This window comes from Alteromonas sp. ABH2_165, from assembly GCF_056159945.1.
Genome location: NZ_JBSWWF010000005.1, coordinates 1 through 14,267 on the forward strand (window position 1 = coordinate 1; position 14,267 = coordinate 14,267).

Genomic DNA, 14,267 nt, shown 5'->3' on the forward strand with positions numbered 1-14,267 from the left:
CCGTTTGACGTTCCCCGTCGAAGTGGTGCGCATTCTACGCTCCAGAGGTTTTTCGTCAACCCCTTTTTCAACTTTTTATCGTTTTTTCTCGAAACTCGCACTCAAATGCCTAGTTTTCCAACAAAAGTCTGATTTTCATTGGTCTTTCGTCTACTATTTCAACAGACCATTGTCCAAATTGTTACAAATGAGTAAACTGTAAGCAGCCTCCACGAGTTTCACTAAAATAATTAAAGGTAGGTTTATGAAAGTAGGCTTTATTCAATGCGCAATTATTAGCGCGGTATTTGCAATTGCTGGGTATATTGTTTTCTCTTCCGGTTCTCTGGAAGCGAGTTTACCTGTGACAGTTGCAGCTTCTCTATTAATAAGCGGTATCGTTACACCTTGGCTTGCATCGTTTCTTAGTAAGTCTTCGACTTCAGCTTCGGCTAACTCTGATGTCGAAACTAAGACATCCGAAGAAACGGCCACTTTATATGTTGGTAACTTGCCATATAAAGCGAACGAAGATGCAGTTAAGGATTATTTCAAAGGTTTTATCGAGGTACAGAGTGTTCGCTTAATGAAAGATCGCCGAACGGGTAAACGTAAAGGCTATGGTTTTATTGAAGTCATTACCCAGGATGTCGACCAGGCAATTATCGAACTCAATGATAAGGTGTTTTTGGATCGTACGTTAAAAGTACGTGCAGCCAGAGAAAAGGGTGAGACTGAATAACTGTCTCCGATTTTTAGCTTGATCTGTATTAAATAAAAAAGGCACTCAATGAGTGCCTTTCTTTTTATTACTTACTCTTGGTATCCGGCTCTATCGGTTGAATTGTTTCCCGACCACCGGATTTCAGTGGTTCTGCTGGCTGAATGGTTTGACGATCATCCGGTTGAATTCGTTCACGTTCATTCGGCATCGCTTCTAACACTCGCTGGTTAAACGTGTGAAAACGGTTAATCGCAGACAGCAAATCAGGAACCTGCACTTCCTTCATTTCATTAATGAGGCCGCTAATCAATTCATTAAAGTCTTCACCTGAAGCCAGTTGCTGCCTTGCTGATTCAAACACATTAAGCATTTTATCCAAATACTGAGCAACCGGACGCGCTTCGTCTCCATGGGCAGCTCCAGTGTCATTTTCCCTATAATGTTGTATTGCACCATAAGTCTTCACGACTTCTGTTTGCTGAACTCTATTAAGTTGTAATGCATAGCCGGTCAGTTCCTGATCATCGAAGCCAAGCTCTAACGCTTTTTCAAAGGCCTTATCGATGTCACCACCAAAAAAGGTATCTGCAAGATCATTTACCGAGCCTACCAAATCTGCAATTGCCGTTAACTCACCGTCATCAAGTTCGCCTTTGAGTGAAAAACTGATCCCCTGTCGGTCAAAGTACGCATAGGATTCAGTTTTTTCGGCAGCCAACGAAATAGATTGCTCATCGCTATCCCCTATTCCGGGCATGACTGTCGCACTGTAACTTTGCTGATTCTGGTACTGAAACTGCCGCAAACTTTCAAAGCTTAGCGTTACCTCATCACCATCCCGAGTGCGTATCATTAAACTCGCTGATTCAGAATTCGAACTTCTCATCTCCATTGACGACTCGAGCGCTGATAACTGTGCAGGGTCTTGATTTTGCCCCAGTAAGTTAGACTCTAACTCATCAATTCGATTAGAAATTAGATCCCGGCTGCGTCCGATGCCAGTCGCGATCTCGTCGTTTAGCATTCCACCAAGATCACGCTCAGCCATCGCTATTCCGCGAGCAACGCCTTCACGTGCCTGTGAAAACAGACTGTTAAGCTTGTCATCATCGGCTCCGCCTCTGGCTGCGCCTTGAATAACGCCACCCACAAATTTCATAACGTTCTTTGCCACTTCTTCAAAATCAAATAACGATGCTTGCTTTTGCTCGCCCTTGTCATCGCTTTTTCTGGCAAATTTTCCACGTTGACCATCAACAGAAACTTCCTGCTCCATTGACGAACTATAGACTTTGAGACCAATGGTGGTTTGCGAACTGCTCACACTCACCATCGCCGTATTGCGCTGCTGAAGTTCTGCAGCTTGACGGAGTCCTTCTTGCTGTAACTGCTTTTGAATAGCTTTATTCGGATCTTCAACGCCTGTTGATTCAGAAACAGTTGGTTTCTGCTCTTTTACAGGTGGCGTCTTGTCACTAACAAATGCCTTAATTTCACCCACGTTCATAATAATGTCCTCACTAACCTCAATTCTTTATCGGCACCTTTTCGAATTTGTTTAATTTTAATACGATCTCAGAACAGTGATTGCACTATATTGCAGAGACACTACAATGCGCAGCCCGGAAACAAATGAAGTATTAACCAATGAGTACGATTATGCACAGCCACGAATACCTGACACAGCTTGAAGAAAAGAAAGCCAGATTAGGTCATCTTTTGAATGAGTTCGGCAACCATGAATTGGTTGTAATTCCTTCAAAAGAAACAGGCTACCGCATGCGTGCTGAATTCCGGGTATGGCACGAAGGCGACGACCTTTTTCACATTATGTTTAACAGTGAAACAAAGGAGAAGTATCGGGTTGATAGTTTTGCTCCGGCATCGCAAACCATTAATGAGGCAATGGACATACTGATCAGTCAGCTGCGTCCGTCGAAGACTCTTAGAAAGAAGTTGTTCCAAATTGATTACCTCACTGGGTTATCTGGAGAACTGGTGATCAGCCTTTTATACCACCGTCAATTAGACGAAGAATGGGAAGCTGCCGCTGAAAACCTCCGCTCGTTTTTATCTGAGCACTTTGGCACTGTAAATATTATTGGCCGAGCCAGAAAACAGAAGAAGATTCTAGGTAATGATTTTATTATCGAAGAGTTACCAGTAAATGCGCGCACTTATCAGTTCAAGCACATAGAAAATAGCTTCACTCAACCTAACGCTGAAGTTAATTGCAAGATGATCGAGTGGGCAATGTCGCAATGTGGAACCAGTGACGGTGATTTACTGGAAATGTACTGCGGTGCTGGTAATTTCTCCTTGCCCATGGCCAGTAAGTTCAGACGAGTAATTGGCACCGAAATCGCCAAACCATCGGTTAATGCAGCGCAATTTAATATTGATGTGAACGCAATCGATAATGTGGATATTGTACGCTTGTCGGCAGAAGAATTTACCGAAGCCTTGAAGACGGGGAGAACATTTTCACGGCTTAACGGTATCGACTTACAAGCTTATAACTTCACGACGGTACTGGTAGACCCACCACGCGCAGGCTTAGATGAAGATTCATTGAAGATGATTCAGGACTACCCTGAAATTATTTACATTTCATGCAACCCTGAAACACTGGCGGAGAATTTGAAAACGCTGACGCAAACCCACGAACTGGTCGCGACCGCCCTGTTTGACCAATTCCCTTTTACTCACCACATTGAAGCTGGCGTAAAACTGGTTAAAAAGCCGGTCTAGACTTTACTTCTTTCTCCTCTGGGGCGAAACACCTTCGCTCCAAGTTGCACAAATCTTAATTGCGCTTTTACCCTGTTTCCAATTTCCTGACGCAAAGCGACATCCACTTCCAGGGCTTCGGCACCAGCGCTGAAAACCAACCGTACCATGGCTTCTGCCTGCAAACTCGCAAGGTGATGCTCTACGTTCTGACTTTCTACAATGTAGTCAGAAAGTTCCTCGATAAAATGCTGGATCTCACGTAATACGGCCATGCGGTATGCCGTTGAAGTACCGGTATGTTCACGCAAAAGCAAACGAAACACGTTGGTATTGCCGGTAATAAATTCCATAAAGGTATCGACGGAAGTATCGATAACCCCACCTCCAGACGCGATTCTGCGACGGGCCTGACGCATGAGTTGCCGCAGCGCTAAACCGGCTTCATCGACGAGAGTAAGTCCTAACTCATCCATGTCTTTGAAATGACGATAGAACGAGGTAGGCGCGATACCAGCTGCCCGGGAAACTTCCCGCAGACTGATGGCCGACAGGCTGCGTTGTTCATCCAGTAATCCGAATGCCGCATCAATAATGCTCTGGCGGGTTTTTAGCTTTTGCTCCTGACGATTCAACGTCAACTCCTTTATACGCGTGCAACTTACCATGGCTAGTGTAACCGAATCAGACTGGCAGCGAGAAATGCTGATTAAAAATATTCCAAGTAAAAACAAATAGACCGCCGATCCTTGCCTTACAAAAGCAGCAACTCATGCATTGTGCACTATACTTAATGCGTAAAATATTGGTTTTCCCTTGCCTGTAGTATGGGAAAAAGCTAAATTAGCGTACAGTTGTAAGCCGAGTTGTTAAGATGAAGAAACCACCTATTATCCTCACCAATATTCTTGTTTTCGTAGTCACCGGCGCGATCGCTCTACTGGCGGTGCCTCTGTGGGCAGTCACCATGGGATTCGACACTGTTGAAATCGTTACGGCTATTGTACTTTTTTATTTTACAGGGATGTCGATTACTGCGGGATACCACCGCCTGTGGTCACATAAAACTTACGATGCCCATATTTCGGTAAGAATCATTCTGGCCATTGGTGGTGCGATGGCACTACAAAACAGTATTCTGCACTGGTCGTCTGATCACCGTGTGCACCACCGTCATGTCGATGACAACGATAAAGACCCCTACTCTGCCAGAAAAGGATTGTGGTTCGCTCACATGGGTTGGATGCTTCGGGAGTACCAAAAGCATCGCTATGACGACTACAGCAATTGCAGGGATTTACAAAAAGATCCTGTAGTGATGTGGCAGCACAAATATTATCTGCCGATTGTTTTGGTTGCGAACTTTGGTTTAACCGGATTACTGGGCTGGATAAACGGTGACGTGCTGAGCATGATTTTGTTCGCCGGTGTATTCCGCCTGTTCATGGTGCACCATGTCACTTTCTTTATAAATTCTTTGGCCCATTTTTGGGGTAGTCAGCCATATACCGATAAAAATACCGCGCGAGATAACGGCGTTCTGGCCTTCTTCACATTTGGTGAGGGCTACCACAACTACCACCATATCTTTGAATACGACTACAGAAATGGCATTCATTGGTGGCAGTTTGATCCAACAAAATGGCTTATCCGTGGATTGTCTTTTGTTGGGTTAACCACTAACTTACGCCGTGTGCCTGAAGAGCGAATTGAAAAGGCCCGGGCAGCAATGCAATTGCAGGAAGCTAGCCAGCGACTTTCCGCACTACCTGATGCAGATGAATTGCTACAGAAAGTGCAGGCAGAATATGACTTGCTGGTGCAAAAGATGTCTGCCTATTACGCAGCGAAAAAACGCCTTATGAACGTTCGTAAACGGTGTTTAAAACGTAGCGTTGAGCGCCTCGAAATCGACTTTCATTATAAAGAACTGAAGCATGCCTTAGCGCTTCAGAAAGAAAAGTGGCTCCAGTTACAGACACTTACGCCACAACTTGCATAGCTTTAACTTAAAACGCCGCTTCTTGCGGCGTTTTTATATTCTGACTGTTGCAAAATCAATAATATAAGTAACAATTAGGTGATGAGTCACTCTTGCGGTTTTCTGCATTTAGTAGCGGAATTAAGAGTCCAGGCAATTAAGATATTTGTACGGATTATGCATGACCGAAGAACAACTCTTTACCTTCACTCCTGAAGCGGAAGACACATCAAACACGTCTAGCCAATCAGCGGAATGGCTTGTACTCAGCGTTGAAGATGACCCTGGTTATCAGCAATCTTTGAAGTTAGGTCTCAACGGGTTAACCGTGCGAGGTCGCCCCATTCGATTTCTCACTGCCAACTCAGCAGCACAGGCTTCCTCTGTGCTTGCCGAGAATGATGGCATCGCGGTAATACTGCTTGATGTCGTGATGGAGCAGGACAATGCAGGCCTTTTTCTGGTTAACACCATTCGCACTATACTGGGAAACTCCCGGGTAAGAATTATTTTATTGACCGGTCAACCCGGTATGGCGCCTCGTCAAGACACGCTGAAAGAATATGATATTGATGAGTACTGGAATAAAGTTGATTTAACCGAAGAGAAACTTCGCGGAATCGTTTCAAGCAATATTAAAACCTGGTCGAATCTGACTGAGCTCTTTATTGCAAAACGTGGGTTGCAGATGATTGTCGACGCCTCCCGAGCTCTCACATCGAAGCAGGATGTCAGCGATTTCACCTACACGGTACTGAAAGAAGTTTCGCGCGTAATAGGCATTCCCGACACGGGTGGTATGGTGTGCGCCAGCAGGCCATCGATGGCCTCCCTCGAGCAATGTGAGGTGGTTGCGACATCTGGAGAATTCTCGCAATCAAATTCGCCATTACTGGCAAACTTGCTGGAAGAGCAACAATACATTGAACAACCAGGCCTCATCGACGCGATTAATGAAGCGCTCGCGCATCATGAACATCAATTTTTTGAAAATTGGTCAATTCTCTATTTCGATACAGCAGACGTAGACAACAATCAGTATCTTATTGTTGTAAAGTCACCAAAACCCCTTGAGCCCAGCCACATCACGCTGCTTATGGTTTTCAGTGAAAACATCAGTAATGGATTCGTTAACCTGGCGCTCATGAACAAACTTTCCATGCTGGCCTACTATGATGAAGCGCTCGGCGTACCCAATAAACACTGGTTACAGCGCGAAATTAGCAGCATGTCTACCTACGACAGAACATCAACCTCTCTGGTATTCTTAAGTATCCTTGATTTTTCTACTACTGAAATCACACTAGGAACCAATTTCAGTTCGCTGATTGTGTCTACGGTTTTGGAAAATATTAAAACCACTTGCCAAAAAGCCATGACGATATGCTACCTGGAGGATGGATGTTTCGCGATTCTCTATCGAACTGCTCGCCTGGCACAAGAAAGCAATCTGGATAGACTGGCCTCTCAAACGGTTGCCATTGATGGTGTTGTGCAGCGCATCTCAATCAACATCAGCCATGTTGGTGTTCAGGATCTCGATGCTTTAGATCTGAAAAAGTCGATTAAAACAGCCCAGCTTGTACACAATAGCCCGCGGCTAAAATTGGGCGCCGTTCATGCCATCACAAAAGCACATATTGACGATATAAACGCCCGGCATACATTACTCAAGTCCCTCTCAGACGCGCTAGACGATGGCTCTGCGTTTTTCCTTGAGTTCCAACCTAAGGTTAACTTACACGACGGTCGCCCAGTGGGGGTTGAAGCACTTTTACGCTGGCAATTCCAAGAAGGCGAAGTGTTGCCTCCAGGTGCATTTATTCCCCTTGCAGAAGCCTCAGGCCTTATCACCAAACTCGACAGCTTGGTGATGGAATTGGCAGTAAGTGCAGCAAGAGAACTTGCCGAGTCGGGCAACCACTTTGCTGTAGCATTTAATGTTACCCATGCGGATGTCATGTCGCCCACTTTTATTCCTCACTTAGAGCAGCTTTTGGCAAGGCACCAGGTAAAGCCTGAGCAGATAGAAATAGAAATTACCGAAACGCAGGCGATGGCAGATTATGACGGCATAAATCCCATTCTGGAAACACTGATCAATATGGGAATTACCATAAGTATCGATGACTTCGGTACCGGCTACTCATCACTTGCTCACTTAAGTACGCTTTCAGCATCGACGTTGAAAGTTGACAAGAGCTTCGTCGATACCTTGATGTCGAGCGAAAGTAATTCGAATACGCATATCTTGGATATGGTTTATCGTTTGTCGCGCCAATGTCATTTCAAGATCATTGCAGAAGGCATTGAGACCGAGACTCAACGAAACGCGCTAATTAATAAAGGCTACGAAACAGGACAGGGATTTCTATTCAGTAAGCCACTGCCGCTGCCCGCATTGATTGATTGGCTGAAAAAGGCAGGTTAAATGAATCGTTCTCTTTGGCGGAGAGCCAGTCTTTTTTACGTTGCGAATTTGTTTCTGTCTCTATCATCTGGCTACATTGTGTATCAATGGTTTCATAGTGAATCTATGGAGCAGTTGTCAGCCGATCACGCGGCAATGATTTCGTCGGTCAACACCGCGATTAGCCAGGAAATGGGCGATATCACTAACATCATTCGGCTTGCCAACGAACACCTCATGGAAGCCATCGATTATGACAATGATGACAATTCCAGGGCAGAAATTTTTCTGCGTATAGGCAGTGTTTTAAGCAATGTTTCGCAAATACGATGGATAGATTTAACCGGGAAAGAAACCATACGAGTTAACTTTACTGAAAATGGCGGCCAGATAGTGCCGGAGAACGAACTGCAAGATAAATCATCCCGTTATTATTTTATTCAGGCAAAAGAAACGTCGCCCGGTGGGATCAGTCTGTCCTCTATCGACTTGAACATCGAAAATGGCCGACTTACCTTACCTTACCAGCCTACTATTCGGGTTAGCCTACATACTTTCCCGAGACATCCGTTGGGAGAAGGTTTTCTGGTCTTTAACTTCGACATGACCGAGCTGTTCCAACGTTTGCGTAATTTTGAAGAGCCACAAAGCCAGCTACTCATCGCTGCCGGTGAAACGCAGTGGCTCATTAACCCTGACAGTAGCCTTGAATGGTCATCAAGTAAAAACAGCGAGCCAGCAAGCCTCAAAGTAGCGCAACCGGAACTCTATGAAAGATTGGCTGAGCACCATGTACTGTCACTGCAACGAGGTGCAAATGATGCCATTTTTAGCGCCGCGTTATTACCCATTCGCATGAAACACGCATTCAGCAGTGAAGAGCTGTATATTCTTGCCCGTACGCCGGGACAATACTATACCCTGCTGATGAAAGATGCGTTGCTGCCAGCCATACTCACATTTTTGGGTACATTTGCGTTAGTTGCATTATTTATTCTGCGAGATATTCGTCATCAGGAGCACGTAAACGTATTAAACAAGCAGCTTCTGGCAGAAAAAATAGAATTAAAGACCGCCCTTGAGCGTCAAACCAAATTAAGAGACGAGTTGGTAGAGTCTGAGAAGATGGCATCCTTGGGCATGCTGGTTGCGGGCGTCGCCCATGAGTTAAGTACGCCTGTGGGCGGCACAACAATGTGTATCAGCACATTGGAAAATAAACTTGAGCGGCTAGAGCAGCAAATTTCGTCCGGGCTTACCCGCTCGGAGTTAGATAATTACCTGTCAGCGACAAAAGAATCACTCACGATATCGCGGCATAACCTGGAGCGCATTACAGACCTAATAAAACGGTTCAAACGTTTAGCCGTAGACCGGGGCAGTGAATCGCCCGTTAGATTTAACCTCATGCAGGTGATTACGGATCTGATTCGAACGCTGGAATCGCAAGCGAGTAGCCGTCGAGTATCCATCACCCATAACATTCCCGAGGACATTCAGCTAAATAGTTTCCCAGGTTTGTTCTCTCAAATTCTGCAGAACCTGATAACCAATGCAATCCATCACGCCTTTTCCGACATGCCGAGAGGGGAAGTCGTGGTAAGCGCCATTAACAAAGAAGACAGCATTGAAATTAGAGTAAAAGACAACGGCAGCGGCATTGCTGAAGAGGTACAAGACCATCTGTTTGACCCCTTCGTTACCACCGCAAGAAATGATGGTAACACCGGCCTCGGCATGCACCTCGTACATCAATGGGTGAGCGTGCTTGGTGGTCGTATTATGTTCACAACAAAGCAGAATGAAGGAACCGAATTTGTGATGACATTTCCAGTTACTTCCGCACCACAACACGAGATGCCCGATAACCAGGATTGATACGCTTAAACTTTGTCTTTCGTATCAAAATGTTGCTAGACTTTGTAAGACTCCAACCGTACCAGCAACGTACCTTCCGGAATTCATCGGGATCCAGACACAGTGAGCACAATAAATTATGACTAAAAAAGCAGCCAAAGCGGCAGACCCCAGTTATCAGTTTGATGCAATCGTAATAGGCACGGGCCCTGGCGGCGAGGGTGTGGCAATGCAACTGGCCAAAGCAGGCAAAAAAGTCGCGGTAATCGAGCGATATGAAGCCGTTGGCGGAGGCTGTACGCACTGGGGGACCATTCCATCCAAAGCATTGCGTCATTCGGTTAGCCGTTTAATTGAATATAATACAACCTCATTATTTTCTGAAAATCAGGTTGCTCGTCATGTCACCTTTCAGGACATTATGAAACACGCTAGTGGCGTGGTGAAAAAGCAGTCTCGTTTACGTACCTCATTTTATGACAGAAACCGGGTTAGTTTGATCCACGGTGAAGCCAGTTTTGTTGACGCCCACACTTTGCAAATCGTACGCCCTGACGGTTCAAAAGACACGATTACTGCTCATCAGATTGTTATTGCCACAGGTTCACGCCCATATACACCGAAAGACATCGATTTCGATCATCCGCGCATTTATAACTCCGATACCATTTTGTCACTCAAACATGAGCCACAGAACATCATCATTTATGGTGCCGGTGTAATCGGTTCTGAGTACGCCAGTATCTTCCGCGGTATGGGCGTAAAAGTCGACCTGGTCAACATGCGCGATCGATTGCTATCGTTTCTCGACGCTGAGATCTCTGACGCACTGAGCTACCACCTTTGGAACAACGGCGTTGTGATTCGACACACTGAGACCTACAAGTCGGTAGTGGGCCATGACGACTGTGTCGTGATGGAACTTGAATCAGGAAAGCGCATGAAAGCGGATTGCCTGTTGTTCGCTAATGGTCGAACAGGTAATACCGATATGCTTAACCTCGACGCGATTGGCCTTAAAGCCGACTCTCGCGGTCAGTTACGGGTAGACGAGAATTACCGCACTGACATTGAGAACGTGTTCGCGGTAGGTGATGTTATCGGATATCCCAGCCTGGCATCTGCAGCATACAATCAAGGACGTTCTGCAGCGGAAGCGATGCTTTCTGGCAAAGCAAACTCCGGTTTGGTTGAAGACATTCCTACCGGCATTTATACCATTCCAGAAATTAGCTCTGTAGGTAAAACTGAGCAAGAGCTAACCGCAATGAAAGTCCCGTATGAGGTGGGTCGCGCGCAGTTCAAACATCTGGCCAGAGCACAGATTGCATCAACAACGGTTGGTAGTTTGAAGATTTTGTTCCACCGGGAAACCAAAGAGCTCTTAGGTATTCACTGTTTTGGTGAACGTGCCTCAGAAATTGTGCACATTGGCCAGGCTATTATGCAACAGAAGAATGGTGGCAATACGCTGGACTATTTCGTTAATACCACCTTTAACTACCCCACCATGGCGGAAGCATATCGGGTAGCGGCCCTTAACGGTCTGAATCGTATTTTCTAAGCTCAGCTTTAATCAGATACAAAAAAACCGGCTTTTTGAGCCGGTTTCTTTTATCTGGATAAACCTTACTGATTCATCGCAAGATTGTTTTTTGCCTGCAGTGCGTCTCTGTGCGCAACGATATCGATTTGCATTTTTTCAGCATCGAAAGTCATTGTTGCAATAGCATAGTCGCCAAAGTTTTCGCTCGCCTGCTCTGTTACTTGTTGTTGTGCATCGCGGTAACGAATGTTGTTGCTGATTTTGTCAGACATACATTGGTTATTCATTTCGAAAGATTTCGCATCCATACATTCGAAAAGCTGGCTGTTACCAGACTCCGCATGCGCAACGCCAAACGACATTAAAAGCGACAGGCCAATAAGTGATTTACGCATGTGATTACTCCTGTGTTACAGTGGATACTACTGTTATGATTCAGCATACTGTAGAAACGTAAATCCGTCAAATTTGGATCACGCGAATATTACAGGAATATGACAAACTGACATGTTAGCCAAAAAATCGACTAGAAGCCTGACAAGCGTGCGCTCACGCTACCTTAATAGTCAGTAAATTTAGGAAAAAGCGTTATAATTTACACATTTATAACACTGCCAAATTCCTAAAAACAAGCGTCTATTGCGTTAATCCTACATTGAAATCCTGAGCAGATTAGCGATCCGGTCTTAAAAATACCAAATTATCCCGCCACTAAAGTATAAATACGCATACTGTTGAACCAAGCACCATACCTGTTTAGTGGGACGCGTTTACAGTTTGCTTACTGAGCAAATATTGGTGTAAATCATCGAACGGCATAGGCCGAGCAAATAGATATCCCTGCGCTTCGTCACAGCCCAGTTTTATCATGAAGCTGGCCTGCTCACGCTTTTCCACACCTTCGGCGATGGTAATTAAACCGAGTTTGTTTCCTAGCGTTACGATGGTTTCAGCGATCACGGCATTTTCTTTGGGCTTAAGATCCATCACAAAGGAACGATCTACTTTTAGCCTATCTAAGGGCAGCTTCTGCAGATAACTCATGGAAGAAAAGCCAGTTCCAAAATCGTCAATGGCTGTGGCAACACCATAAGCCTTCAGTGCGGTAAGTGCGTCAATAACAATCTGCGGCTCATCCATTACCACACTTTCAGTAATTTCAAGCTCAAGGCGATGCGGCGCACAACCGTACTTAGTCAACGTTGCTTTGATTTGATCAACAAAATGACGATCACGAAACTGCGGGATAGATACATTGATCGCCATGCGTACCTTGTCAAAACCCAACTCCGTTAGCGAGTTAATACGCCTACAAGCTTCCTCTAGCACCCAATAGCCAATATCGACGATGAGTCCGGAATATTCTGCCAAGGGAACAAACTCAGCCGGAGAAACATATCCGCCCTGCCCGTCAGGCCAGCGAAGTAAGCCTTCCACACCGACAACCTCTTCGCTTACCAAATCAACCTGAGGCTGAAACCACAACTCCAGCAAACGAGCCTGGAAGTCGCTACGTAGTTTTCTGATCATAGCTAATTGACGGGTAGTATTTCGCTCAAACTCTAACTGGTAATATTCGTAATTGTCGGACGTGCTCTTCTTAGCCCGATTAAGCGCAATGTTGGTACGTTTTAGAATTTCAATACCCGCACATTTTTGCGGACCCGAGCGATACATGCCAATGGTGATATTTACCGGTAGCACGTTGTCTCCGGCGACGAAGCTGTCTGCGAACACCGCATTAATAGTCTGAGGTGAAATCTGCGTATCAGAACCAATTAACCCGAAAACATCGCCGCCAATTCGACTCTTAATGACTCGCTCATCAAAACTTGCTTCAAGCCGCTCAGCGATGGCTTTGAGTAACTGGTTACCCGCTTCCTGACCCAAACCATCATTGATATCGGAAAAGTGATTAATATCGATAAGCGCCACACATAGATCGGCGACCCCAAGAATTGAGGGGCGATCTAGTAAGTTGATAAACTCGTTGCGGTTGGGCAAACGGGTTAGCCAGTCACGGAAAGCCGCGTTGCGGAGTTCATGAAACAGATTTACGTTTTCATAGCCCACCGAGATGCTAGATAAAAAGACTTCGAGTAATTGGCGGTCTACCACAGTGAGTTCTTTACTCATACTCATAAACACAGCGGCTTCAAACCCTGAACTGTTTAAATAGAGTATTGAGTTTCCATCTTCAAGAATGTGGCGCTTCAAGCGCAGGCATCGACTGATGTTTTCGACAATAAGGAGGTCGGAAATTACATCAACAGGCTCATTAATATAAGATGCATAATCGCCTGCGGCCCCCAGAATATACACACCATTATCATCTCTATCGAGAACGGACCCGGCTCTTGCGCACACCAACCCTTCGGCATCTAAACCAAGGAGCGAACTAATTTGCGTGACTACACCTTCACAAAACCCTTTCACCGAATGCTCTTCAAGCAAGTTCGCCGCAGACGCTACAATTTTCTGTAAACCTAACCGACTTTGGTTAATGGTGAGAATTTGTTGGTATGAACGCAAGGAGGCATACACGGTAGTCAGTAATTTACTGCGCGTTAACTCCGTTTTGGTCTTGTAGTCGTTAATGTCGTAATTACGAATGACAAACTCTTCAGGCGCATAACCCGGCTGTCCTGTGCGCAGAATAATTCGTGGTTCAGACAGGCCAAGCTCTTCTCGCATATATTGCACCACGAGGAAACCCGCATCGTCAGATTCCATAACCACATCAAGCAGAATTATCGCAATATCTCGGCCATTTTCTTTGAGGATTTGTTTAGCCTGCTCACCTGAATAGGCATGCATGAAGTGCAACTTCCGTTCGGTGATGATCAAGTCGGCGAGTGCAAGCTTGGTTACGGCATGAATTTCTTCATCGTCATCGACGATCAGAACATTCCATTCCTTATAAGTTTGAGGTTCGAGCTCTGGATGCGCTTCCTCATCTAAAAAAACCAGTTCATCATTGTCGTAACTTGCCGATGACATTCATTATCCATCCTTTTTTACCACCTAACTTAAGCCTACT

At 45.3% G+C, this 14,267-nt stretch carries 10 protein-coding genes; 6 read left to right on the forward strand and 4 right to left on the reverse strand.

From position 1 onward, the window contains the following. Positions 1-244: 244 nt before the first annotated feature. On the forward strand, positions 245-721 hold the full coding sequence (locus ACXAFQ_RS10740) for an RNA recognition motif domain-containing protein (RefSeq protein WP_474821447.1): 477 nt from the start codon (positions 245-247) through the stop codon (positions 719-721). Positions 722-788: 67 nt separating this feature from the next. Here the strand turns inward: ACXAFQ_RS10740 and ACXAFQ_RS10745 are convergent, their stop codons facing one another. Beyond that, complete coding sequence (locus ACXAFQ_RS10745) at positions 789-2,210, reverse strand: DUF5610 domain-containing protein (RefSeq protein WP_474821450.1); 1,422 nt, start codon at positions 2,208-2,210, stop codon at positions 789-791. A gap of 140 nt (positions 2,211-2,350) precedes the next feature. On the opposite strand from ACXAFQ_RS10745, the gene trmA reads away from it, so the two are divergent. After that, entirely contained in the window at positions 2,351-3,454 is a 1,104-nt protein-coding gene (gene trmA, locus ACXAFQ_RS10750) for a tRNA (uridine(54)-C5)-methyltransferase TrmA (RefSeq protein ID WP_474821453.1), read from the forward strand. Here trmA and fabR read toward each other — a convergent pair. Then, the gene (gene fabR, locus ACXAFQ_RS10755; protein WP_474821457.1) at positions 3,451-4,068 is read right to left on the reverse strand and encodes an HTH-type transcriptional repressor FabR; all 618 of its coding nucleotides are present in this window, start codon (positions 4,066-4,068) and stop codon (positions 3,451-3,453) included. The two genes, trmA and fabR, sit on opposite strands and share 4 nt — an antisense overlap. Before the next feature lie 239 nt (positions 4,069-4,307). Here fabR and ACXAFQ_RS10760 point away from each other — a divergent pair, with 239 nt between their 5' ends. The 4 genes from ACXAFQ_RS10760 to sthA all read left to right on the forward strand — a co-directional run bounded on the left by ACXAFQ_RS10760 (position 4,308) and on the right by sthA (position 11,245). Continuing rightward, on the forward strand, positions 4,308-5,435 hold the full coding sequence (locus ACXAFQ_RS10760) for an acyl-CoA desaturase (protein ID WP_474821460.1): 1,128 nt from the start codon (positions 4,308-4,310) through the stop codon (positions 5,433-5,435). A gap of 160 nt (positions 5,436-5,595) precedes the next feature. Further along, positions 5,596-7,845: an EAL domain-containing protein gene (locus ACXAFQ_RS10765; protein ID WP_474821464.1), complete on the forward strand. Its 2,250-nt coding sequence runs from the start codon at positions 5,596-5,598 to the stop codon at positions 7,843-7,845. Beyond that, positions 7,846-9,702 carry a sensor histidine kinase gene (locus ACXAFQ_RS10770; protein ID WP_474821467.1) on the forward strand — a complete coding sequence of 619 codons (1,857 nt, stop codon included), beginning with the start codon at positions 7,846-7,848 and terminating at the stop codon, positions 9,700-9,702. Positions 9,703-9,820: 118 nt separating this feature from the next. Further along, a complete protein-coding gene (sthA, locus tag ACXAFQ_RS10775; RefSeq protein ID WP_474821470.1) occupies positions 9,821-11,245 on the forward strand; it encodes a Si-specific NAD(P)(+) transhydrogenase in 1,425 nt (474 codons plus the stop codon). Positions 11,246-11,310: 65 nt separating this feature from the next. Here the strand turns inward: sthA and ACXAFQ_RS10780 are convergent, their stop codons facing one another. Then, complete coding sequence (locus ACXAFQ_RS10780) at positions 11,311-11,622, reverse strand: pyridine nucleotide transhydrogenase (protein WP_070127611.1); 312 nt, start codon at positions 11,620-11,622, stop codon at positions 11,311-11,313. 361 nt (positions 11,623-11,983) lie between these two features. Then, complete coding sequence (locus ACXAFQ_RS10785; RefSeq protein ID WP_474821475.1) at positions 11,984-14,227, reverse strand: bifunctional diguanylate cyclase/phosphodiesterase; 2,244 nt, start codon at positions 14,225-14,227, stop codon at positions 11,984-11,986. Between the last annotated feature and the right edge of the window lie 40 nt (positions 14,228-14,267).

Bases quoted from the DNA above. Each gene is read 5' to 3' on its own strand.
- trmA (WP_474821453.1), top strand. From the start codon at position 2,351: ATGAGTACGATTATGCACAGCCACGAATACCTGACACAGCTTGAAGAA.
- ACXAFQ_RS10770 (WP_474821467.1), top strand. From the start codon at position 7,846: ATGAATCGTTCTCTTTGGCGGAGAGCCAGTCTTTTTTACGTTGCGAAT.
- sthA (WP_474821470.1), top strand. From the start codon at position 9,821: ATGACTAAAAAAGCAGCCAAAGCGGCAGACCCCAGTTATCAGTTTGAT.
- ACXAFQ_RS10760 (WP_474821460.1), top strand. From the start codon at position 4,308: ATGAAGAAACCACCTATTATCCTCACCAATATTCTTGTTTTCGTAGTC.
- ACXAFQ_RS10785 (WP_474821475.1), bottom strand. From the start codon at position 14,227: ATGTCATCGGCAAGTTACGACAATGATGAACTGGTTTTTTTAGATGAG.
- ACXAFQ_RS10780 (WP_070127611.1), bottom strand. From the start codon at position 11,622: ATGCGTAAATCACTTATTGGCCTGTCGCTTTTAATGTCGTTTGGCGTT.
- ACXAFQ_RS10765 (WP_474821464.1), top strand. From the start codon at position 5,596: ATGACCGAAGAACAACTCTTTACCTTCACTCCTGAAGCGGAAGACACA.
- ACXAFQ_RS10745 (WP_474821450.1), bottom strand. From the start codon at position 2,210: ATGAACGTGGGTGAAATTAAGGCATTTGTTAGTGACAAGACGCCACCT.
- ACXAFQ_RS10740 (WP_474821447.1), top strand. From the start codon at position 245: ATGAAAGTAGGCTTTATTCAATGCGCAATTATTAGCGCGGTATTTGCA.